19 protein-coding genes and 1 riboswitch are annotated in these 20866 nt (G+C 69.8%); of the genes, 11 read left to right on the top strand and 8 right to left on the bottom strand.

What is annotated here, in order from left to right; translation table 11 throughout:
• The first annotated feature begins 263 nt into the window (after nt 1–263).
• The 3 genes from cobJ (at nt 264) to MOQ72_RS16950 (ending at nt 3822) form a co-directional block, all read left to right on the top strand.
• A complete protein-coding gene (gene cobJ / locus MOQ72_RS16960; protein WP_242184661.1) occupies nt 264–2018 on the top strand; it encodes a precorrin-3B C(17)-methyltransferase in 1755 nt (584 codons plus the stop codon).
• The gene (locus MOQ72_RS16955; protein ID WP_242184659.1) at nt 2008–2211 is read left to right on the top strand and encodes a DUF362 domain-containing protein; all 204 of its coding nucleotides are present in this window, start codon (nt 2008–2010) and stop codon (nt 2209–2211) included. The genes cobJ and MOQ72_RS16955 overlap by 11 nt, the downstream gene beginning before the upstream one ends.
• A gap of 180 nt (nt 2212–2391) precedes the next feature.
• Nucleotides 2392–3822: a pyridoxal-dependent decarboxylase gene (locus tag MOQ72_RS16950; RefSeq protein ID WP_242184796.1), complete on the top strand. Its 1431-nt coding sequence runs from the start codon at nt 2392–2394 to the stop codon at nt 3820–3822.
• 60 nt (nt 3823–3882) lie between these two features.
• On the opposite strand, the gene MOQ72_RS16945 is transcribed toward MOQ72_RS16950, so the two are convergent.
• The gene (locus MOQ72_RS16945) at nt 3883–4251 is read right to left on the bottom strand and encodes a winged helix-turn-helix transcriptional regulator (RefSeq protein WP_242184658.1); all 369 of its coding nucleotides are present in this window, start codon (nt 4249–4251) and stop codon (nt 3883–3885) included.
• Between the two features lie 119 nt (nt 4252–4370).
• Here MOQ72_RS16945 and MOQ72_RS16940 point away from each other — a divergent pair, with 119 nt between their 5' ends.
• Both MOQ72_RS16940 and MOQ72_RS16935 read left to right on the top strand, forming a co-directional pair.
• Nucleotides 4371–5033 (top strand): hydrolase, encoded by a 663-nt coding sequence (locus MOQ72_RS16940; RefSeq protein WP_242184657.1) that lies wholly within the window; start codon nt 4371–4373, stop codon nt 5031–5033.
• A 253-nt stretch (nt 5034–5286) separates the two neighbouring features.
• Nucleotides 5287–5988, top strand: coding sequence for a TMEM175 family protein (locus MOQ72_RS16935; protein ID WP_242184656.1), 702 nt, complete (start codon nt 5287–5289; stop codon nt 5986–5988).
• 51 nt (nt 5989–6039) lie between these two features.
• On the opposite strand, the gene MOQ72_RS16930 is transcribed toward MOQ72_RS16935, so the two are convergent.
• Complete coding sequence (locus tag MOQ72_RS16930) at nt 6040–6945, bottom strand: DMT family transporter (RefSeq protein ID WP_242184655.1); 906 nt, start codon at nt 6943–6945, stop codon at nt 6040–6042.
• A 91-nt stretch (nt 6946–7036) separates the two neighbouring features.
• Between MOQ72_RS16930 and MOQ72_RS16925 the strand changes: the two genes are divergently transcribed.
• Complete coding sequence (locus MOQ72_RS16925; protein WP_242184654.1) at nt 7037–7891, top strand: LysR family transcriptional regulator; 855 nt, start codon at nt 7037–7039, stop codon at nt 7889–7891.
• 43 nt (nt 7892–7934) lie between these two features.
• Here the strand turns inward: MOQ72_RS16925 and MOQ72_RS16920 are convergent, their stop codons facing one another.
• Nucleotides 7935–8204 carry a DUF1876 domain-containing protein gene (locus MOQ72_RS16920; RefSeq protein WP_242184653.1) on the bottom strand — a complete coding sequence of 90 codons (270 nt, stop codon included), beginning with the start codon at nt 8202–8204 and terminating at the stop codon, nt 7935–7937.
• A gap of 487 nt (nt 8205–8691) precedes the next feature.
• A riboswitch (cobalamin riboswitch) is annotated at nt 8692–8816 on the top strand.
• A 77-nt stretch (nt 8817–8893) separates the two neighbouring features.
• Between MOQ72_RS16920 and MOQ72_RS16915 the strand changes: the two genes are divergently transcribed.
• The 4 genes from MOQ72_RS16915 to cobA are packed head-to-tail and all read left to right on the top strand — an operon-like array spanning nt 8894 to nt 12710.
• A complete protein-coding gene (locus MOQ72_RS16915) occupies nt 8894–9946 on the top strand; it encodes a HoxN/HupN/NixA family nickel/cobalt transporter (RefSeq protein WP_242184652.1) in 1053 nt (350 codons plus the stop codon).
• A 43-nt stretch (nt 9947–9989) separates the two neighbouring features.
• The gene (locus MOQ72_RS16910) at nt 9990–10607 is read left to right on the top strand and encodes a precorrin-8X methylmutase (protein WP_242184650.1); all 618 of its coding nucleotides are present in this window, start codon (nt 9990–9992) and stop codon (nt 10605–10607) included.
• The gene (locus MOQ72_RS16905; RefSeq protein WP_242184649.1) at nt 10604–11515 is read left to right on the top strand and encodes a sirohydrochlorin chelatase; all 912 of its coding nucleotides are present in this window, start codon (nt 10604–10606) and stop codon (nt 11513–11515) included. The genes MOQ72_RS16910 and MOQ72_RS16905 overlap by 4 nt, the downstream gene beginning before the upstream one ends.
• On the top strand, nt 11496–12710 hold the full coding sequence (cobA, locus tag MOQ72_RS16900; RefSeq protein ID WP_242184648.1) for a uroporphyrinogen-III C-methyltransferase: 1215 nt from the start codon (nt 11496–11498) through the stop codon (nt 12708–12710). Before MOQ72_RS16905 ends, cobA begins: the two co-directional genes overlap by 20 nt.
• 312 nt (nt 12711–13022) lie before the next feature.
• Here the strand turns inward: cobA and MOQ72_RS16895 are convergent, their stop codons facing one another.
• The 5 genes from MOQ72_RS16895 to MOQ72_RS16875 form a co-directional block, all read right to left on the bottom strand.
• The gene (locus MOQ72_RS16895) at nt 13023–14648 is read right to left on the bottom strand and encodes a DEAD/DEAH box helicase (RefSeq protein WP_242184794.1); all 1626 of its coding nucleotides are present in this window, start codon (nt 14646–14648) and stop codon (nt 13023–13025) included.
• Nucleotides 14649–15062: 414 nt separating this feature from the next.
• Nucleotides 15063–15920 (bottom strand): serine protein kinase RIO, encoded by an 858-nt coding sequence (locus MOQ72_RS16890; protein WP_242184793.1) that lies wholly within the window; start codon nt 15918–15920, stop codon nt 15063–15065.
• 387 nt (nt 15921–16307) lie between these two features.
• The gene (yaaA, locus tag MOQ72_RS16885; RefSeq protein WP_242184647.1) at nt 16308–17051 is read right to left on the bottom strand and encodes a peroxide stress protein YaaA; all 744 of its coding nucleotides are present in this window, start codon (nt 17049–17051) and stop codon (nt 16308–16310) included.
• A gap of 131 nt (nt 17052–17182) precedes the next feature.
• Entirely contained in the window at nt 17183–18481 is a 1299-nt protein-coding gene (locus tag MOQ72_RS16880; RefSeq protein WP_242184646.1) for a cytochrome P450, read from the bottom strand.
• Between the two features lie 75 nt (nt 18482–18556).
• Nucleotides 18557–18907 carry a VOC family protein gene (locus tag MOQ72_RS16875; protein WP_242184645.1) on the bottom strand — a complete coding sequence of 117 codons (351 nt, stop codon included), beginning with the start codon at nt 18905–18907 and terminating at the stop codon, nt 18557–18559.
• 125 nt (nt 18908–19032) lie between these two features.
• On the opposite strand from MOQ72_RS16875, the gene MOQ72_RS16870 reads away from it, so the two are divergent.
• Entirely contained in the window at nt 19033–20778 is a 1746-nt protein-coding gene (locus tag MOQ72_RS16870; protein WP_242184643.1) for a proline--tRNA ligase, read from the top strand.
• Nucleotides 20779–20866 lie beyond the last annotated feature (88 nt).

Genomic DNA, 20866 nt, shown 5'->3' with positions numbered 1-20866 from the left:
ACGCCCGGCTTCCGGAGTGAGGGCCTGCACGTCCTCGCCCTCCAGGTGGGTGGGGTCACGCGCTGTGGTCGGGTGTCGCGCGGTATCGGGACTGAAGTCGGGAGTGCGGTGTGCCGGTGGGCTTCGCCTGGGACTGGCACGGCCTGGCGTGGCGTTAGGGTGGTTTGGCGATTTCGCCGGGATCGTGATTCGACCCGGCCCGGCGCACGCGCTCGCCGGAATCAGCGGCGTGCGAGAAGAGTCGACGAGGTAGGAGAGTTGCAGTGATCGGTCTGTTCGCGGTGACCGCGGCGGGGCGGCGGGCCGCCGCCGAGCTGGCCGGACGGCTGGGGCCGGACGCGGTGGTCGCCGACGGCCCGATCGGCTCGGCCGTGCGCCGCCTGTGGGACCACCTGGATGCGGCGGTGTTCTTCCTGGCCAGCGGCGCGGCGGTGCGCCTGGTCGCGCCGCTGCTGCGGGACAAGCACACCGACCCAGGCGTGGTCTGCGTGGACGAGGCGCGCCGCTTCGCGATCGCGCTGGTCGGCGGCCACGCGGGCGGTGCGAACGCGCTCGCCGAGCAGGTCGCCGACGTGCTCGGCTGCCAACCGGTGGTCACCACCGCCACCGACAGCACCGGCACCACCCCGCTGGACGAGCTCGCCGACCAGCTCGACGCCACTGTGGACGGTGACCTGGCGGCCTGCGGCGTCGCGATCCTCGACGGCCTGCCGGTCCGCCTGGTCAACCCGCACGGCTTCCCGCTCCCCGCGCTTCCGGACAACGTCGCCCCGGACGTCGAGATGCCACTGTGGACGGTCGTGATCGACGATCGGCGACCGGCGGAGGAAGAGGAGCGGACGCTGCGGCTCATCCCGCGCACCCTGGTGGTGGGCGTCGGATCCGCGCGTGGCGTATCGCGCACCGCCGTGACCGAGACGATCGCCCGGCTGGACCGCGAGCACGGCCTGGACCCGCGGGCGATCCGCGCGGTCGCCAGCGTCGACCTCAAGGCAGACGAGGACGGCATCCTGGAAGCCGTGCAGGACCTGGGCTTCTGGCACTCCGGCGGGGCCGAGGAGCTGGCGCTGCTGACCTACCCGGCGCAGACATTGGCTGATATCGAGGTCCCCAACCCGAGCGAAGTGGTGCGCGCCGAGGTCGGCACGCCCAGCGTCGCGGAAGCCGCAGCGCTGCACGCGGCTGGCGAACTGGCCCACGGGGCGCCGGTCGAGCTGGTCGCGCCCAAGATCAAGGGCGACAACGTGACCGTCGCGGCGGCTCGCATCCGGCCCCGCGGGCGGCTGGCGATCGTCGGCATCGGGCCGGGAGCAGCCGACCTGCGCACGCCGCGCGCGGATGCCGAGCTGCGCCGCGCCTCCGTCGTGGTCGGCCTGGACCAGTACCTCGACCAGGTCGGGCACCTGCTGCGACCCGGCACCGAAGTGCGAGCCACCGGGCTCGGCGCCGAGGAAGCCCGTGCCGCCGAAGCGGTGGCGCTGGCCCGTGAGGGTCGCGCGGTGGCGTTGATCGGCTCCGGCGACGCCGGGGTGTACGCGATGGCGAGCCCGGCGTTGGAGCGGGCCGACGTGGACATCGAGGTCGTCGGCGTGCCCGGCGTGACCGCGGCGCTGGCGGCGTCTGCCCTGCTGGGTGCGCCGCTCGGGCACGACCACGCGCTGATCAGCCTGTCCGACCTGCACACGCCGTGGGAGGTCATCGAGTGCCGCGTTCGGGCCGCTGCCGAGGGTGATCTGGTGGTGTGCTTCTACAACCCGCGTTCCGCGCAGCGGGACTGGCAACTCGGCCGCGCCCTGGAGATCCTGGCCGAGCACCGCCCGGCGACCACCCCGGTCGGCGCGGTGCGCCAGGCCAGCCGCGCCGGTCAGCGGGTGTGGTGCGCCCCGATCGGGGAATTCGACCCGGCCGAGGTGGACATGTTCACCACGGTCCTCGTCGGATCGTCGCAGTCCACTGTGGTCTGTCACCGGATGGTGACGCCGCGGGGCTACCGGTGGATGGCCACGGATGCCCCCTGATCCGCTGGTGATCTCGGCGGCCTGCACGGCCTGCGGAGCCTGCCTGCTGACCTGCCCGGAACACGCCCTGCGCCCCGGTCCGGGCCGCCCGGTGGTCCTGGCCGAGAAGTGCACGACCTGCGGGGAGTGCGTAGAGATCTGCCCAGCCGACGCCATCGACCTGCTACCCCCGCAAATCCACCACCGCTCGTGAGTGCACAACCGGCCTCCAACCCGGCTACCCACTCACGACCCCGTTCAGGTGAGGAGTGAAGGGCACCTTTGACCGGGTATGTCGGTCGAAGGTGTCCTTCGCTCCGGTTGGCGTCACCCCGAGCGGGGGTTCTGGTTTTGGGTGGTGGGTCGTGCGACGCTGGGGGTGATGAGCGGGCACATGTCGCCGGAGGAGTTCCGGGAGTTCGGCAAGCAGGTCGTCGACTGGATCGCCGACTACTACGCCGGTATCGAGTCCCATCCCGTGCGGTCCCAGGTGCGGCCGGGACAGGTCCGGGCGCAGCTCCCGGCGCACCCGCCGGAGCAGGGGGAGCCGTTCGAGCGGGTGCTCAGCGACCTCGAATCGGTGCTGGTGCCGGGTGTCACGCACTGGCAGCACCCGAACTTCTTCGCCTACTTCCCGGCGAACGCCAGCGGCCCGGCCATCCTCGGCGATCTGCTCTCCAGCGGACTCGGCGTGCAGGGCATGGTGTGGGCGACCAGCCCGGCCTGCACCGAACTGGAGACCGTCGTGGTGGACTGGCTGGCCGAGCTGCTCGGCCTGCCCGAGCACTTCCGCACCGACGCGGTCGGCGGTGGCGTGATCCAGGATTCGGCGTCAAGCGCCGCGCTGGTCGCCTGCCTCGCGGCATTGCAGCGGGTCAGCGACGGGCAGGTCGCCAACCAGGGGATCACCCGCCGCCACACCCTCTACGTCTCCGAGCACACCCACTCGTCCCTGGAGCGGGCGGCCCGGATGGTGGGCGTCGGCGCGGACAACGTCCGCATCGTCGACGTCGACCCGAACACCCTCGGGATGGACCCTGGGCACCTCGACGCCCTGATCGCCGACGACGTCGCCGCGGGCGCGGTGCCCACCCTGGTGTGCGCGACCATCGGCACCACCTCGACGACCGCGATCGACCCGGTCCGCGCGGTCGGCGAGGTTTGCCGGGAGCGCGGCGTCTGGTTGCACGTGGACGCGGCGTACGCGGGAGTCGCGGCGGTTTGCCCGGAGCTGCGCTGGATCAACGACGGCGTGGCCGAGTTCGCCGACTCCTACTGCACCAACGCGCACAAGTGGCTGCTGACCAACTTCGACTGCAGCGTGCTTTGGATGGCCGACCGGCGGCCCATGATCGACGCGCTGTCGATCCTGCCCGAATACCTGCGCAACCCGGCTACCGCATCGGGCGAAGTGATCGACTACCGGGATTGGCAGGTGCCGCTGGGCCGCCGGTTCCGGGCGTTGAAGCTGTGGTCGGTGCTGCGCTGGTACGGCGCGGCCGGGCTGCGCGAGCACATCCGCGGCAGCGTGGGACTCGCGCAGGAGTTCGCCGACTGGGTCCGCGACGACCCGCGCTTCGAGCTCCTGGAACCGCATCCGCTGGGGCTGGTCTGCTTCCGGCCGCTGTTCCCCCAGCTGTCCGCCGAGGACGCCAACGACCGGACATATCGGCTGATGGAGTCGCTGAACGACGCCGGTGAGCTGTACCTGACGCACACCAAAGTGGACGGGAAGACGGTGCTGAGGCTGGCGATCGGCTCGCCGCAGACCGAGCGTCGCCACGTGCTAGCGGCCTGGAAGCGCATCCAGGAGGCGCTGGGCTGACCGCTCGGCGGCGGCGCAGGGCCTGCAGCGCCCGATGCGAGGTGGGATCAGCGCGCCGGGTCAGCCAGCGGATCGTTTCTCGTCGGCCACAACCGCATCCGGTTCACCTTCGGCGGGCAGCCACGTCTCTGCCCACGACGAGATCTCTCGAACAGCTGCCTCCAGGGCGCGGCCCTTTTCGGTGAGCCGGTACTCGATGGTCACGGGAGTGGTTGGGAGTACGCGGCGTTCGACGATGCCTTCGCTCTCGAAGCCCTTCAGCCGTTCCGAGAGCAGCTTGTCGGTGATGTCGGGGATGGCGTCGCCGATCTGCCGGAAGCGCGTCGCTCCCCGGAGCAGTTCACGCAGGATCACCCCGGCCCACCGGCGGCCGATCATCTCAACGGTCCGGTGGTAGCGGGGGCAGAAGTCAGGCTCGTACGCGGCCATGCCCGCAGCTTACCAATGGATAGCGGCTTGCATGTAGGAACACGAGCGTGTTAATTTCAGCTAGCCACTTTCTTGAAGAAAGTCGCTAGCATAATCTCCAAACGTGCAGAGAGGTATCCATGGTCGCCAGCAGCACCCTGCCGGACCTGCCTGACAGTGCCATCGCCAGCCTGTTCACCCCCGAAGACACCGCTCTCGTGCTCATCGACCACCAGCCCCAGATGATCTTCGGGGCTCGCAGCGCTGACCCTCAGACCTTGGTGAACAACGTGGCCACCCTCGTCAAAACGGCCAAGGTGTTCAACGTCCCCACCGTGCTGAGCTCCATTGCCGCCGAGACCTTCGCCGGACCGGTGATCCCGGAGATCACGCGTGCCCTGCCGGACGTCGAGGTCATCGACCGCTCCTACATCAACGCGTGGCAGGACGGAGCTTTTCGGGCCGCGGTTGAGGCCACCGGTCGGCGCCGCCTGTTGATGGCCGGTCTGTGGACCGAGGTCTGCCTGACCTTCCCAGCGCTGTCCGCGACCGAGGCGGGTTACGAGGTCTTCGCCGTCATCGACGCCTCCGCGGGATCTAGCACCGCGGCGCACGAGGCCGCGATCGTACGGATGTCCCAGAAGGGCGTCGTTCCCGTCAGCACCGCGAGCGTGCTGTCCGAACTGCAGCGTGACTGGGCCCGTGTGGACACCTATGACGCCGTCAACGACATCGTCAGCGAGCACCTAGGTGCCTGGGGACAGGGCGTCAACTACGTGCGTGCGGGGTTCGCCAAGAAGTGACTCCGCCTGCTGGTCCGCGGCGCGATGCCCTGCGACATCGCAGGGCATCGCGCCGTCGGGGGGAGGAAGCTGGTCGGATCGCGCGGGTCGGACGCAGGCTGAGGGCGGGATCGTCGGGCCGACATACGACCACGCATGGCGAGTTCGATGGTGCACGGGTCCTAGGCGAGGACCGGTTCGCCGGTGAGAGCGTGGGTGCAGAAGACCCGCGGGCGGGCCGCTTTTCGATCACGTACCCGAAAGCGGAGGTGGCATGACAGCAGACGCGCCAGATCCCGACTCGCGCGGCGGCCCCTCATCGGAGCGACGCGGTGAGGAAGGTTTTGCCCGCACGGGCACCGGTAGGGTTGAGGCGTTCAGCGACGGGGTGTTCGCCATCGCCATCACGATCCTGGCCTTGGAGATGCGCACCCCACCGCACTCCACCGGCCAATTGCTACCCGCCCTGTGGCATCAGTGGCCCGTGTACCTCGGATACGTCACCTCGTTCGCCTACATCGGGGTGATCTGGCTGAACCACCACCAGACCTTCACGCGCATCCGCACCGTCGACCGCGGTCTGCACGCAGCCAATCTCACGCTGCTGCTGACAACTGCTGCACTGGCCTTCCCCACCGCGGTTGTCTCCGAAGCCGTGCAATCCGACCCCGTCGGCGCGGACGCGCGAACCGCCGTCGCCCTGTACGCGCTGATCGCCGCAGCCATGTGCGCGAGCTGGTTGTGGGTCCACACGCATCTCGCCCGCAATCCCGGCCTGCTGACGAGTCGGAATGATGAGCGCTACATCCGCCACGGCCGACTGCGTTCTTCCGCTGGCGTGATCGGTTACGCACTCGGCGGCGCGCTTGGCTGGTTCACGCACCCAGCCATCGCGCTGGGCGTGTTTCTGCTGCTGCCAGTTTTCTACTTCGTCACCAGCGAAGGACTGCCCCGCGTCCGTCATCAGAGCAGGTGAGCGGGCTGGGAGAGTCGGCTGTGGATTGGCTGGCACACCTGGAGTCGTAGCTCAGGAGGTTGCCACGGGCTGGCGATCCGCTTGGCGGAGCGGGTCGGACCGGGTGCCGAGCACGCACGCCACCGCGCCGAGCGCGATGCCGATCAAGGCACCGATCGACGGGATCTCGCCGAGCAATGGCCAAGCCAGCAGTGCGGAGACCGGCGGCACGGCGCTGAACAGCGCGCTCGTCCGGCTAGCGCCGCCGACGGCGACCGCCCGCAGGTAGCACGCGGTCCCGACCACCGACCCCGCCAGAACCAGCCACAGCAGCACTGCCGTGGCCTGCGCCCAGTGCGTGACGTGCCCGTGTTCGAACAGCGCGAGCACGCCGACGGCCAGTGCGGCTGCTGCGGACTGCACCGCGCCGCCGGCCCGGACATCGACTCCGACGCAGTACCGCTGCTGGTAGAGGCCACCTGCGGAGAACCCCAGAAGTCCCAGCAAGGTGAGGAAGATCCCCGGATTCAGAGTCCCCTCGGCACGGACCTGGTCGCCCAACGTGATGACCACCGCGAGCACGCCGAGGACGAGTCCCACCACGCGGATCCGGCTCAGCCGCTCCCGCAGCAGCGATGCGGCGAGCGCCGCGGTGAGCACCGGGTTCATCGCGATCACCAGCGCGGTCACCGACGCCGGAACCCCGGCGCTCAGCCCTCCGTAGCAACCAGCGAACTGCATGCCGTACGTGAGGATCCCGCCGATCGCGGTGTGGCCGACCAGCTTCGCGCTCGGCCACCTGGCGCGTGAGCACAGCGCGATCACCGCGAGCACCAGTGCCGCGAGCGCCAGTCGGACAGCGGTCAGCAGGAACGGCGGCGCAGCGGCAACGCCCAGCGCTCCGGTGGGGAATCCACTCGCCCAGATGAACACGATCGGCACTGCCAACGACAGCGGGATCGAACTCGCGCTCTTCATGGCTCCAGACTTGTCGCCCGCCACCAGCCGCGTCCAACGACGATAAGTAATCGCGATCGATTTTGATTTGTGATCGGTTTATGCTGACGGCATGAGCGCGGTGTTGGACGTCGTCGCCCTGCGCAGCCTGGTCGCGGTCGCCGAATGTGGTGGGTTCCACCGGGCCGCGGCGGCGCTGTGCCTGACCCAGTCCGCGGTCAGCCAGCACGTGCGCAAGCTGGAGCGGGTGCTGGACCGGAAGTTGGTCGTCCGCGAAGGACGGCAGGCCCGGTTCACCCCCGACGGAGAAACCCTGCTGGCCGAGGCGCGGCGCGTTCTCGACGCGCACGACGAGGCGCTGCGCCGCCTGGGTGCGGAGGAGCGGCGCACGCTCGTCTTCGGGTCCACCGAGCACGCCGCCGATCGGTTCCTGCCCGAATTGGCGACCCGGCTGCGGGCGGCCCTGCCCACGCGCGAAGTGCGGTTCCGGCTGGACCGCACCGCGCGGCTGGCGGATGCGGTCGACCGGGCCAGCATCGACGTCGCGCTGCTGATCGACCGGTCCACCGGCGGGCGCAGCCGGGACGCCGGTCACCTCGGGCTGGACTGGTTCGCCGCGCCCGACTGGGTTCCGCCGGGACCTGACGAACCGTTGCCGATGGTCGTTTTCGACGAGCCCTGCATCATGCGAAGACTCGCGGTCGATGCGGTGACCACGCTTGGGCGGCAACCCGATCTGGTGTGCGAGGCGGCGGATTTGGCCGGGGTGCTGGCGGCCGCGCGAGCCGGGCTCGGCGTGACGCTGCTGCCTTCGGTGAAGCCGCGCCTGGAAGGACTCGTGGCCCGCGACGACCTCCCCCAACTCGAACCGGCTCCGCTGCGCGTCCGGGTCCGCCCAGGACTGCCTGCCGATCTCGCCGATGTGGCGGCGAAAACGGTCCGCGAAGTGCTCGCCGCGCAGTCGTGAGCGCGCAACCTGGCTGGAGCCGGGCTACGCGCTCATGACGTCGTCAGGCGGGTAGGTGCACGCGGCGGTGCAGGCGTTCGCCGATGTCCTGGGCCGCGCTGTCGAGCAGTTTGTGCGCCAGTTCGAACAGGGCGCGCGCGATCGCGATCTCGTCGCCGATCTGCGGTACCTCCGGGTCGTCCGGATGGCGTCGCGCGGTGCCGTGGCCGTGCAGCGCCTGACCGCTCGGAGTGGTGAAGCCGACGTCGGCGGTGGTCTTCGCGCCCGCCTCCACGACCTGCAGGTTCAACGTGATCGTATGGGTCTCGTTCATGGTCGCCTCCTGTCCTGGTCAGCCCGCGTTCCGGCAGGCCGTTGAGGTCGCCGTAACCCAAGAATGCGCTGGCCGACCACAGCGGCGAAAGAGCCACATTCCCCCATCCGGGGTATCGGTGGAAGGGTCGGACGGTGCAGCTCGCCCGCGAGCGCGATGTTCCTCCGTGGTTTCGTTCGCTCCAAGGCTTCAAGGCTGGAGTGCCGGGGAGTCACTGGGGTTGACCCCGGAAAAGATCAACCCGCTCATCCGGGGATCTGGGGGCGCCATGTCGCCTGGCGGACATGGGGCTCGAAACGTCAAGGCTCAAGCCAAGAGTCAGTGCTCGGGCTCGTCCGTGCGGGCGGCGGAGTTGGCGATTTCTCGCGAAATCGCCGCGCTCGCCGAGGCTCCGCTGCGCGGGCGGACCACCGCTTTCCGAGCGTGATCGAATTCACCGAGTTGACCAAGGCTTGCGGGGCAGGGAAGGATACGGCCGCCGACAGTGCAGGAACCCGGTGCGAATCCGGGACGGTCCCGCCACTGTGACCGGGGAGTGGACCCCACCCGTTGCCACGGCTGCCAGCAGCTGGAAGGCCGGGGCCCCACGTCGATCCGGGAGTCAGGAGACTGCGCGTCGGCCCCGCGCCGCGCCGCGGCGTGCGGACACCGAGCCCCTCGGGCGGGAAACCCAGGAGGTCGGAGATCCCATGTCTTGGGATGCCGAATCGGACCGGCTGCGCGCCGGTTGGGGCGCTGCGGAGCGCCGGAAAGCAGCGGTCGTGCTGGCCGCGGTCGGAGCACTCCACTTGGCGGGTTGGAGTGCCTACCTGCTGCAACAGCACGAGTTCAGCGCGGTTGGCGGGTTGGCCGCCGCAGGTACCACGGCGTACCTGCTCGGCCTGCGGCACGGATTCGACGCCGATCACGTCGCGGTGATCGACGATGCGACGCGGCTGCTGATGCAGCGCGGTCGACGCCCGGTGTCGACGGGCTTGTGGTTCGCATTGGGGCACGCCAGCGTCGTGCTGTTCCTCGCGGTCGCGGTGGCGTTCATCGCCGGACCCGCCGCGCAGCAGTGGGCCGAGAACGCCGGAGTGCAGGTGTCGACGGTCGTGGACCTGATCGTGATCGCCGTGCTCAGCACGCTGGCCGTGCTCAACGCGTTCGTGCTGCGCGATGCCCTGCGGCTGCTGCGCCAAGCTCGGCGTGGCGCGGTCGACGAAACCGAGGTCGAACTCGTCCTCGGTCGACGCGGCCTGCTCGCCCGGCTGCTGCGCGGGAGGATGCGCAACATCGGCCGCTCCTGGCACCTGTTCGGGATCGGCCTGCTGTTCGGCCTCGGCATGCAGACGGCCACCGAGATCACCGTGCTCGCCATGGTGTCGCCGACCGAGCACCTGTCCGCGGTCGCGGTGTTGAGCCTGCCGCTGCTGTTCGCCGCCGGAATGTGCACAGTGGACAGTGTGGACGGCATGCTGATGTCCCGCGCCTACACTTGGTCGTTGGCGCGGCCGTTGCGGCGGCTGTGGGTGAACGTGACGACCACGGCGCTGACCGTCGGTCTCGCCGTCGTAGTTGCCTTTGTTGTCCTATGTGGACTGTTGGCTGAGCGCGGATTGTCGTTCCTGGACGGGATCGCGGCGTTGGGCGATCAGTTCGAACTGCTCGGCTACCTGACCCTCGGACTGTTCCTGGCGGTCTGGGGCGGCGCGGCGCTGTGGTGGAAGCTCACCACTCGGGAGGAACCGGAAGTCAGATGAGCGACGGTGTTGCCGGGATTCCTCGCGGGGAGATGGTGCCCGTATGAGCTCCAGACGTGATGTGCACCCGATCGAGACCGAGTCCTACCGGATCATGCGGCGCAGAGCGGATTTCGCCCGGTTTCCGCCGCTGACCAGGGCAGTCGTCGAGCGCGTCGTGCACACCACCGCCGACCCGAGCTGGACGGGCGAGATCGTCGCCGACGAAGCCGCGCTGCGGACCGGCCGTGCGGCGCTGCTCGACGATGCACCGCTTATCACCGATGTGCGCATGGTCGCGGCCGGTATCACCGCACGGCCCACCGAGATCGGCCTGGACCGGCCCGGTATCGCCGAACTCGCCGCGGAAACGGGCCTGACCCGCTCGGCGGCGGGCATCCGGCTGGCCGCCGAAGAACACTCCGACGGCGCGGTGTGGGCGATCGGCAACGCGCCGACCGCGCTGTTCGAGCTGATCCGCCTGGCCGCGGCCGGTCGGCTGAACCCGGCGCTGGTCGTCGGCGTCCCAGTCGGCTTCGTCGGTGCTGTCGACGCCAAAGCCGCGCTGCGCCGCAGCGGTCTACCGGCCGTGAGCACCCTGACCGAACGCGGTGGCGCGGCCATCGCCGCCGCCGCGATCAACGCCCTGCTCTACTGGGCAGAAGCTGGAGGTGACCGGTGACCGAACCGCTGCTGGTCGTGGGCCACGGCACGGTGGACGAGAACGGGGTGGCGGAGTTCCACGCGTTCCTCCACCGGCTGCACAGTCGGATGTCGGCCGCCGGTGTCGACAGCGCAGGTGGGTTCATCGAACTGTCCGCCCCTGCGGTCACCGAAGCCTGGGGCGAGCTTGCCAAGCAGGGACATCGCCGGATGGCCGCTGTGCCACTGGTGCTGGTCGCCGCCGGGCACGGCAAGGGCGACATCCCGGCGGCGCTGGAACGGGAAGTGCGCCGCCACCACGGCACGTCGTTCGTGTTCGGCCGCCCGCTGGGACCGCACCCGATCCTGCTGGACCTGTTGGCCGAGCGGATCGACGCCGTGGCGCCGCGCGCCGAGTGGGCCGACACCGCAGTGGTGCTCGTCGGTCGCGGCTCCACCGACCCGGACGCCAACGCCGAAGTGTGCAAGGTCTCACGGCTCTTGCAGGAGACCTGCGGTTTCGACACGGTGGAGACCGCATTCATCTCCCTGGCACCGCCGGACGTTCCCGGTGGGCTGGAACGTGCCCGCAAACTCGGGGCGAAGCGGATCGTGGTCGCCCCGTACTTCCTGTTCGACGGCGTGCTGCCGCAGCGCGTCGTCACGCAGGCCCGCGAGTACGCGAGTGCCGCGCCGGACATCGACGTCCGCGTCGCCGGATACTTGGGAGACTGCGACGCCCTGGTCGACCTCGTCGTGGAGCGCTACCACGAGGCCCTGCACGGCGACATCCGGATGAACTGCGACACCTGCGCGTACCGGGTGCTGCTGCCGGGTTTCGAGGACAAACTGGGCGCACCGCAGACACCGCACCACCACCCCGACGATCCGACCGGACACGGTCACGGGCACGGACACGGACACGCACATGGCCACTCAATCCGATAAGCACTACCTCGCCGGACTCGACCTCACCGGCCGCCGGGTCGTCGTGGTCGGCGCGGGCACCGTCGCGCAACGGCGGCTACCCCGGCTGATCAGCGCCGGAGCAGCGGTCGAGGTCATCGCACCGGCGGCGACCCCGGCGGTGGAGGCGCTAGCCGACGCCGGGGAGATCACCTGGAGCCAGCGCGGGTACCGCGACGGCGACCTGGACGGAGCCTGGTACGCGGTGGCAGCCGCGTCGGACGACGCGGTGAACACCGCGGTCGGCGCGGAAGCGCAGCGGCGCCGGGTGTTCTGCGTGCGGTCGGACCGCGCGACCGAAGGGAGCGTGGTGACGCCCGCGGTGGCGGAGCACGACGGGCTGCTGCTCGGAGTGCTCGCGGGCGGCAAGCCGCGGCGGAGCGCGGCGGTGCGGGACGCGCTGCTGGAGGCGTTGCAGTCCGGTGTCGTCGACGAGCACGCGGAGCCACCGGCGCCGGGGGTGGCGTTGATCGGTGGCGGGCCTGGTGCACCGGACCTGATCACGGTGCGCGGACGTCGGCTGCTGGCCAAGGCGGACGTGGTGATCACCGATCACCTGGCGCCGCGCGAGTTGCTGGAGGAGTTGGGGTCGCACGTCGAGGTGGTCGACGCGTCCAAGATCCCCTACGGACGGGCGGCCAACCAGGAGGTCATCAACCGCACGCTGATCGACAACGTGCGGGCGGGCAAGTTCGTGGCCCGGCTCAAGGGCGGCGATCCGTACGTGTTCGGCCGGGGCTTCGAGGAGCTGCTGGCCTGCGCCGAAGCGGGCGTGCCTGTCACTGTCGTGCCTGGCGTGACCAGCGCGTTCGCCGTCCCGGCGGTCGCCGACGTGCCGGTGACGCACCGCGGTGTGGCACACGAGGTGGTGGTCGTCTCCGGACATGTCGCGCCCGACGACGAAAAGTCCTTGGTGGACTGGACGGCGCTGGCCCGACTGCGCGGCACCCTCGTACTGCTCATGGCGGTGCAGCGCATCGAAGCCTTCGCTGAGGTCCTGGTGAAGAACGGGCGTCCAGCGGACACCCCGGTGGCGGTGATCCAGGAAGGCACCACCAGCGGCCAGCGCTCCCTGCGCACCACCCTCGCGACGGTCGCCGAAGACGTCCGCACCAACGACATCAAACCCCCGGCGGTGATCGTCGTAGGCCCCGTCGCAGCCCTGAAGAACCCCTGATTTTTCCGAGTGAAGGGCACCTTCTACCAACTATGAACTCGCGCGGATTGGGCATGTCGAGGGGGTCGTCAGGCAAGCGGCGTCAGCCGCTTCCTCCCACCCTCGCAGCTTGCGCCGCCGCGGGTTCACGGCGGCCCACCCCTCTGGGGTTCTCCCCGCGAGGACAGCCCCGACGTGGTGTATCGGCATACATGATGTCGGGGATCCCACAGCGAGAAGACCTCTGAGGTTCCGCTACCCGCACCGCCACGCAAGCCAATCCGCGCACCCTCTAATTCGGTGAAAGGTGCCCTTCACTCCTAACCGATTGGGTTAGGCGCGGTCGCGGCGCATCCCGTCGCGACCGTTGCGGGCTCCGCGGCTTCCCCGAGCACCGCGCCCTGACGGGCGCTGCGCGCCACGGCCGCTGTGCTCTCCGCTGCCCGTCGCTGCGCTCCGGCCGTCGGCCTCCGCTCCGCGTCGGCCGTCGTGACCGCCGCTGCCGCGCTCCGCCCGGAGCGGCCTGCGGCCCCTCCGGGGTTCGCCGGGCTCGCGCCCCGGCCCTTGCGCTCTGCGGCCCCGGGGCACTTCGTGCCCCGGGCGCTCCGCGCTCCGGCTTTGCTGATTCGCGCCGCGACTCCGCGTCGCTTCGCCGCGACCGCGTGGGGCTTCGCGCCGCTTCGGCTCGGCGATGGCGATGCCATCGGGTTCGCGGGCTCCGGTCAGGCGGGCGAGTTCGGCGTCTTCCGGGCTGACGGTGGTGGTCGTGGCCGTTACCCCCGCCTGAGCGGCCAGGGTGCGGAATGCCTGTCGCTGGTCTTCGGTGACGAGCGTCACGACGGTTCCGGCGGCTCCGGCGCGGGCCGTGCGTCCTGCTCGGTGCAGGTAGTCCTTGGGGTCGGCCGGTGGCTCGACGTGCACCACGAGGCTCACGTCGTCGACATGGATGCCGCGCGCGGCCACGTTGGTGGCCACCAACGTTCCGGTCGTGCCGTCTTTGAACTCGTCGAGGATGCGGGTTCGCACGTTCTGCGCTTTGCCGCCGTGCAGCGCCCCGGCACGAATCCCGACCGTGCGCAGCTTCTTCGCTAACCGGTCGGCGTGGTGCTTGGTGCGCACGAACATGATCGTGCGCCCCTCGCGGGCCGCGATCCGGGCCAGCACAGCTTGTTTTTCCGCTGCGGACACCAGGAGTTGGTGGTGTTCCATGCTGTCCACACTGGCCGCCGAAGGCGCCAGCGAGTGCACCACAGGGTTGGTCAGGTAGCGCTCGACGAGCTTGTCCACGTCGCCGTCCAGCGTCGCGGAGAACAGCAGGCGCTGGCCGTCGGCGGGCACCAGGTCGAGCAGTTCGCGGACCTGCGGCAGGAATCCCATGTCGGCCATCTGGTCGGCTTCGTCGATTGCGGTGCGCTCCACTTCGGACAGCACGCAGGTGCCTTGGCGCACGTGGTCGGCCAGTCGACCCGGCGTCGCGACCAGGACGTCCACACCCCGGCGCAGCGTATCGGCTTGCCGCGTGAACGAGGTGCCGCCGACGACTTCCCGGACGTACCGGCCGAGTGTCTTGGCCAGGGGTTTGAGGGCGTCCGTGACCTGGACGGCCAGTTCGCGGGTGGGCACCAGCACGAGCCCGCGCGGGTGCAACGGGCGGGCGCTGGACTGTTGCATCGCGAGCAGCGGCAGTCCGAACGCCAGCGTCTTGCCGGATCCGGTTTGGCCGCGGCCCAGCACATCGCGGCCGGTCAACGCGTCCGGAATGGTGGCCGCCTGGATCGGGAACGCTTCGACCATCCCGTCGTCGGCCAGGGCGCGCACCAGCCGTTCGGGCAGGCCGAGTTCGCTGAACGGCGCCGGATCGACGGCCGTGACGCCGACCTCGTCGAACAGGCTGCGCTTCGGTGTCGGCTGCGGTTGGGTGCGGCGTTTGCGCGGCCGTCGGGATGGGCGCGCGGGCATGGCGGAACTGGTTGGCACGAAGGAGCTCCCGGAAGTTGGCACGTCACGGGGAGGCTTCGCGGAAGACCGCGTGCGATCACGAGGACGAGCCCGACGCATCGGCGCCGATGGATGGATCGCGAGTCCATCGACTCGCGGGTGGTCGGTCGTTTGCCGACCGGTTCAACGCCGAGTCTAGCCGATCGAGCAGGGCCGCGATGTCCGGCCTGCGACCGGCAGACTGGGCGCTGAGTGCTCATCCCTGGATTTTTTAAGCGGCGCAGCCACTTGGCCCATCCTCGAAACCGGCACTGTCGCGGGTTTTCAGGGGTCTGGCACATGATTTCGGGATCCCGGACCGAGACAGGAAAAGCAGGGGCCCGCCACTCGCGCCGCAGAGCAACGCGAGTGCGGAGCCAAATTCTGAGACGGCGGTCACATCAGATTTCCAGCGGTTGCAAGGAGGATCGTGAGTTCCTCCGGGTCTGTCCGGTGTTCGTCCGCGCCGCGAGCGCGGAACCAGTCCGCGATGTTGTGCACATCACGCCGTAGATAGGTGACACCCTGCGGATTCGCGACGAGATCGACTGCCTGCGGCAGATCGATCAACATCAGTTGGCCTTCGTGCACCAGCACGTTGTACGCGGACAGGTCGCCGTGGGTGAGCCCCTGTTCGGCCAACACCACCAGCGCCTCGACGAGCTGCGACCAAAGTTCGTCGAGTTCGTCCGGCTCGGGCCGCAGCGCCGCGAGGCGTGGTGCCGCCGTGCCGTCGGGAGTGCCGAGGAATTCCAGCAGCACCTCGGTGCCGACGCGTTGCACGGGGTAGGGAACCGGGGCACCGGCCGCCCACAGCGCCGACAGCACGCCGAATTCCGCCACGGCCCACTGCTGCGCGATCATGCCGCGGCCGAACGAGGTGCGCTGCCGCATCGCCCGCATTTCTCGGGACTTGCGCATCCGCCGCCCTTCCAAGTAACCGGCGTCGCGCTGGAACATCCGGTGATCGCCGTCCCGGTACCGCTTCGCCGCGAGCAGGCAGGAATTCCCGCCGGGTATCGACCGGCGCAGCAGGTGCACGTCAGCTTCCTTGCCGGTTTTGAGGACCCCCAATTCGTGGTCGACCGCGGCCAACTCGGTCACCAGCCAACGCGGGTGCGGCCGGGGACCTCGTTCCCCGGTGTCCCACGTGGACCAGCGGTCGGCATCATCGGGCAGCGGTTGTGGTACGGGTTCGTCGCGCAGCGCGGCGAGCCGCTCGCGTTCTTCTTCGGTGAGTCGGCCGCGACGCATCGGCTCGTCATCGAACCGTCGCCGTTTCGGCTGCGCCTGCTTGCGGTTCTTGTTCGGCTTGGTGGTTCGGATGAAATCAGGGTCGTACTCTTCGTACGCAGACAAGATCGAGTGCTCCTCAAGCGAGACCTCCGCCGGGGCACCGGTTTTCAGAGCCTGTTCTGCGTAGCTGCGCCGCTACGAAAAGATCGAAGACAGGTCTCAGCGCGCGGCTGGCGGAGGGATGCGGGTTCGGGTGTTCTCGCGCGGAAAACGCACGCGCACATCCGTCGCAACGGTCACCACGGCGAACCTCCCTCCACTCATTCCTGCGCTGTGCCAACTCGTCGACCGAAGTGTGCTGAATCACCGCATCCGGCCGCAACTGGTTTTTCCGGCGATCGGCCGTCAGGCTTCGACGACGACGCAGAGCTTGCGGGCGGCCTCGCGTTCCACCCGCAGACCCGCGTCGTTGGCGACGTCGAGGACGTCCTCGACCGAGGTGGGCTCGTCGTCGCACCGGGCCAGCGCCCGTGCCAGCTTCCCCTTGTGCGACTTGTTGTGGTGGCTGACGACTTTCCGCTCGCCCGTCGGGTCCTCGGACAGCACCCGCACCTCTACGGCGTTCGGGATCTTCGCCAGCGCTGCGTACGCGCCGGATCGCAGATCGACCAGCAGCCCGTCGGTCTTGACCAGCACAGGCTCCAATACCGGACGCCACACCCTGCGCAGGGTGCCCAGACCGGGCAGCGAGTTGCCGCCGGACAGGCGGTAGGCCGGAATCGCATCCGTGCCGCGGACCAGGCCGAACAGCGCCGATGCGACCGCTAGCCGGGCATCGGCCCGCCTTCGTTCCGCCGCCGACAGCGTCCGGATGTCGAGCGCGTCGTAGAGCACACCGGTGTAGCGCTCAAGCGCCGCAGCGGTGGGCGAATCCCAGAGCTCGGCGTTGCGCTCGACCTCCTCCACCTGGCGCTGCGACAAACCCAACGCGGTCAGGCTCGCGGGCACGTCGTCGGCCAAAGTGGACAGTGCCTCGATCAGCTTCCGCCTGGTGGGCGTCAACTCCGGATGTGACAGGCCGTCCAGGTCCAGCGGAGCCCCAGCGCCACCGACAGCTTTGGTTTCCGAAGGAGGAAGCAAAACCAGCACCCATCCAGCCTAGAGACTGTTTCAGCAGTGGTTTGCGTGGCGGTGCGGGTAGCGGAACCTGAAACAGTCGTGAGTGCGAAAACCGGCCTGAGCCCGTTTTCGCGCTCACGACCCCGGCGGTGCCAGCAGAGTCAGGTGGGCGAGAGGGTGCGGTCGGTGGTGACCGGCAGCGCGGACAGGCCGTGGATGATCGACGTCGGTCGGGGGACCGGCGCGCCCGCTCGCCGCAGGTCGGGCAGCTGCGTGGCCAGGCAGCGGAACGCGACCTCGGCTTCCATCCGGGCCAGCGGCGCGCCGAGGCAGTAGTGGATGCCGGAGGAGAACGCGAGGTGGTCCCCGCGGTCCGGGCGGGCGATGTCGAACCGGTCCGGATCGCCGTGCACCGCCGGATCACGCCCGGCCGAGGCCAGCAGCATCAGCACCGCCGTGTCCGCCCCCAGCCGGTGTCCGGCCAATTCGACGTCCTCGTGCGCGATCCGCATCGTCATCTGAACCGGCGGATCCCACCGCAGCGTCTCCTCGACCACCGCCGAGGCCAGGTTCGGGTCGGCGCGCAGCAGATCCCACTGATCCGGGTGCTTCAGCAGCGCATGGGTGCCGTTGCCGATCAGGTTGACCGTCGTCTCGAAACCCGCGACCAGCAGCAGGTCGCACATCTGCACCAGTTCGGTGCCGCTGAGCTTGTCGTCGTCGAGGGCGGCGACCAGGTCGCTGACGATGTCCTCGCCGGGCTCCGCGCGGCGCTGTTCGATCAGCTCGGTGAACAGCGCGTCGAGCTCGCCGAACGACTCCCGCATCTGCCGAAGCTGACGAGCCGAGCGGACGCCGTCCAACGCCCCGGCCAGCACCCGGCCGTGGTGCGCCAGCCGCTCGGCGTCCAGCGGTGGCAGCTTGAGCAGTTCGCAGATCACCCGGATCGGCAGCGGCGCCGCGAAATCCCGGATCACGTCGAACTCGCCCCGCTCGACCGCCCGGTCCAGCAGTTCGTGCGCGATCTCCGCGATGCGTTCCCGGTAGGTCTCCAGGCGGCGTGGCCGGAAGGCCGGGGCGGCCAGCCGCCGCAACCGGGAGTGGTCCGGCGGGTCGAGTTCCAGCAACGAAAGCTGCAGGTCAACGGCTGCGGCGGTCGGGTCTCCGTAGGAGCCGTCGCTGGTGCGCACCCCGAACCGGCGGTCCCGCAGCACCTCGTCGCAGAGCTGGTGGGTGGTGGCGACCACGACCCCGAGCTTGCTGCGGGCCAGCGGGCCCTGCGCGCGCAGCTGCGCGTAGAGCGGGTACGGGTCGTCCCGCCACGGGGCCTGCAACGTGCGCGCCATCGCGTCGCCGCGCTTGGCGAAGAACCAGGTCATCGCCCCCTGCGCCCACAACCGCAGGCGAAGACCGAGTTCGGCCGACCGGCCGTGGTCGGCGCGGGCCTGCTTGGCGGACATCGACACCCCCTGCGCGACGCGCGTGCTACTTCGAGGTAACCGCACCCGCGGCGGTGCGACAATGGGCCATCCGGCTCACTGGCCGGTCGCGACGCAGAATTCGTTGCCCTCCGGGTCCGCGAGCACGGTCCACGCGAAACCAGGTGCCTCATGTTCACCCAATTCGGTGGCGCCGAGCGCGACGAGCCGACGGACCTCGGCCTGCCGATCGGTGGTGGTCATGTCCAGGTGCACCCGGTTCTTCCCAGTGCGGGGTTCGGGCACCCGCTGCAACCCGAGCGCCACCCCGGCCTCCTCGTTGGGAGCGAGCATCAGGAAATCGCCGACGTCGACGGCGATCGAAGTCCCCAGGGCCCGCGTCCAGAACTCCGCCAACGCCCGCGGCGCGGCGCAGTCGATCGTCACCATGCCAATGCTGAGTGCCATGGGCCGGAAGATATGCGCCAGCATCGACAGCCGCCGGGCAGCGCGGGTAATCCGCTGGTAGCGGCCCACGAGCGGGTCGCTACCCTGCCGGTTGACGAATCCTGCCGGACGAGGAGCGAGCAGCCGTGATCACGAGGATGTCGACGTTGTTCCTGCGTACCCTGCGCGAGGATCCGGCCGACGCCGAGGTGCCGAGCCACAAGCTGCTCGTTCGCGCCGGTTATGTGCGCCGGGTGGCGCCGGGCATCTACTCCTGGCTGCCGCTGGGCCTGCGGGTGCTGCGCAAGATCGAGGAGATCGTGCGCGAGGAGATGAACGCGATCGGCGCGCAGGAGATCCACTTCCCCGCGCTGCTGCCCAAGGAGCCCTACGAGGCGACCAACCGCTGGACCGAGTACGGGCCGAACCTGTTCCGGCTGAAGGACCGCAAGGGCGCGGACTACCTGCTCGGTCCGACGCACGAGGAGCTGTTCGCGCTGACCGTCAAGGGCGAGTACAGCTCCTACAAGGACTACCCGGTCATCCTGTACCAGATCCAGACCAAGTACCGGGACGAGGAGCGGCCGCGGGCGGGCATCCTGCGCGGTCGCGAGTTCGTCATGAAGGACTCCTATTCCTTCGACCTCGACGACGCGGGCCTGGCCGCCTCCTACCAGCTGCACCGCGACGCCTACATCAGCATCTTCAACCGGGTCGGGCTGCGCTACGTGATCGTCGCGGCCACCTCCGGCGCGATGGGCGGTTCGGCGTCCGAGGAATTCCTCGCTGAGAGCGAGACCGGCGAGGACACCTTCGTCCGCAGCACCGGATCGGACTTCGCGGCAAACGTCGAGGCCGTGATCACCCCCGCGCCGCCTGCCGAGCCGATCGAGGGTCGGGCGCCCGCCGAGGTCCACCACACCCCGAACACCCCCACCATCGAAACGCTGGTCGACTTCCTCAACGCCAACACCGACCGGAAGTTCAGCGCGGCCGACACGTTGAAGAACGTCCTGGTCAAGACCAGGAAGCCCGGTGCCAAGGACTGGGACCTGCTGGCGGTCGGGGTGCCCGGCGACCGCGAGGTCGACATGAAGCGGCTGGAGGCCTCGGTGGCGCCCGCCGAAGTGACGTTGCTGGAGGAATCCGACTTCGCCGCCAACCCGTTCCTGGTCAAGGGCTACATCGGTCCGAAGGCGTTGCAGGACAACGGGGTTCGCTACCTGGTCGACCCGCGCGTGGTGACCGGGACGGCGTGGGTTACCGGGGCGGACAAGACCGACCACCACGTGGTGGACCTGCTGTGCGGCCGGGACTTCACCCCGGACGGCACCATCGAGGCCGCCGAGGTCCGCGAGGGCGACCCGTCGCCGGACGGCCACGGCACGCTGGTCGCCGCGCGCGGCATCGAGATCGGCCACATCTTCCAGCTCGGCCGCAAGTACGCCGACGCGCTCTCGCTGGACGCGCTCGGCCAGGACGGCAAGCCGAAGCGGATCACCATGGGTTCCTACGGCGTCGGCGTGTCGCGGATGGTCGCGGTGATCGCCGAGCAGAGCCACGACGACCTCGGCTTGGTGTGGCCGCGCGAGGTGGCGCCCGCCGATGTGCACGTGGTCATCGCGGGCAAGGACGAGAGCATCCGGGAGCGCGCTGAGGCCATCGCCGCCGAGCTCGACGCGGCGGGCGTGCAGGTCATGCTCGACGACCGGACGGTCTCGCCCGGCGTGAAGTTCGCGGATGCCGAACTCCTCGGCGTGCCGACGATCCTGGTGGTGGGCAAGGGCCTGACCAAGGGAGTCGTCGAGGTCCGCGACCGGCGCTCCGGCGACCGAGCCGAAATCGAGGTCGACAACGCCGTGTCGCACGTCGTCGAAGTTGTGCGTGGCTGACACCGAGTCGTGGGGGGGGGGGGGGGGGGGGGGGGGGGGGGGGGGGGGGGGCGGGGGGGGGGGGGGGGGGGGGGGGGGGGGGGGGGGG

Source organism: Saccharopolyspora soli (assembly GCF_022678645.1).
Lineage (GTDB): Bacteria > Actinomycetota > Actinomycetes > Mycobacteriales > Pseudonocardiaceae > Saccharopolyspora > Saccharopolyspora soli.
Note: the sequence above shows the minus strand (reverse complement) of the source record. Positions and strands in the feature narration are given on the sequence as shown.

What these genes read in the sequence shown, in the direction of transcription:
- MOQ72_RS16930 (WP_242184655.1), bottom strand. Translation starts at nt 6,945, where the DNA reads ATGAAGAGCGCGAGTTCGATCCCGCTGTCGTTGGCAGTGCCGATCGTG.
- MOQ72_RS16880 (WP_242184646.1), bottom strand. Translation starts at nt 18,481, where the DNA reads ATGTCCGCCAAGCAGGCCCGCGCCGACCACGGCCGGTCGGCCGAACTC.
- MOQ72_RS16920 (WP_242184653.1), bottom strand. Translation starts at nt 8,204, where the DNA reads ATGAACGAGACCCATACGATCACGTTGAACCTGCAGGTCGTGGAGGCG.
- MOQ72_RS16940 (WP_242184657.1), top strand. Translation starts at nt 4,371, where the DNA reads ATGGTCGCCAGCAGCACCCTGCCGGACCTGCCTGACAGTGCCATCGCC.
- MOQ72_RS16895 (WP_242184794.1), bottom strand. Translation starts at nt 14,648, where the DNA reads ATGCCCGCGCGCCCATCCCGACGGCCGCGCAAACGCCGCACCCAACCG.
- MOQ72_RS16890 (WP_242184793.1), bottom strand. Translation starts at nt 15,920, where the DNA reads ATGCGTCGCGGCCGACTCACCGAAGAAGAACGCGAGCGGCTCGCCGCG.
- cobA (WP_242184648.1), top strand. Translation starts at nt 11,496, where the DNA reads ATGGCCACTCAATCCGATAAGCACTACCTCGCCGGACTCGACCTCACC.
- MOQ72_RS16945 (WP_242184658.1), bottom strand. Translation starts at nt 4,251, where the DNA reads ATGGCCGCGTACGAGCCTGACTTCTGCCCCCGCTACCACCGGACCGTT.
- MOQ72_RS16925 (WP_242184654.1), top strand. Translation starts at nt 7,037, where the DNA reads ATGAGCGCGGTGTTGGACGTCGTCGCCCTGCGCAGCCTGGTCGCGGTC.
- MOQ72_RS16950 (WP_242184796.1), top strand. Translation starts at nt 2,392, where the DNA reads ATGTCGCCGGAGGAGTTCCGGGAGTTCGGCAAGCAGGTCGTCGACTGG.
- MOQ72_RS16875 (WP_242184645.1), bottom strand. Translation starts at nt 18,907, where the DNA reads ATGGCACTCAGCATTGGCATGGTGACGATCGACTGCGCCGCGCCGCGG.
- MOQ72_RS16910 (WP_242184650.1), top strand. Translation starts at nt 9,990, where the DNA reads ATGAGCTCCAGACGTGATGTGCACCCGATCGAGACCGAGTCCTACCGG.
- MOQ72_RS16915 (WP_242184652.1), top strand. Translation starts at nt 8,894, where the DNA reads ATGTCTTGGGATGCCGAATCGGACCGGCTGCGCGCCGGTTGGGGCGCT.
- MOQ72_RS16955 (WP_242184659.1), top strand. Translation starts at nt 2,008, where the DNA reads ATGCCCCCTGATCCGCTGGTGATCTCGGCGGCCTGCACGGCCTGCGGA.
- MOQ72_RS16935 (WP_242184656.1), top strand. Translation starts at nt 5,287, where the DNA reads ATGACAGCAGACGCGCCAGATCCCGACTCGCGCGGCGGCCCCTCATCG.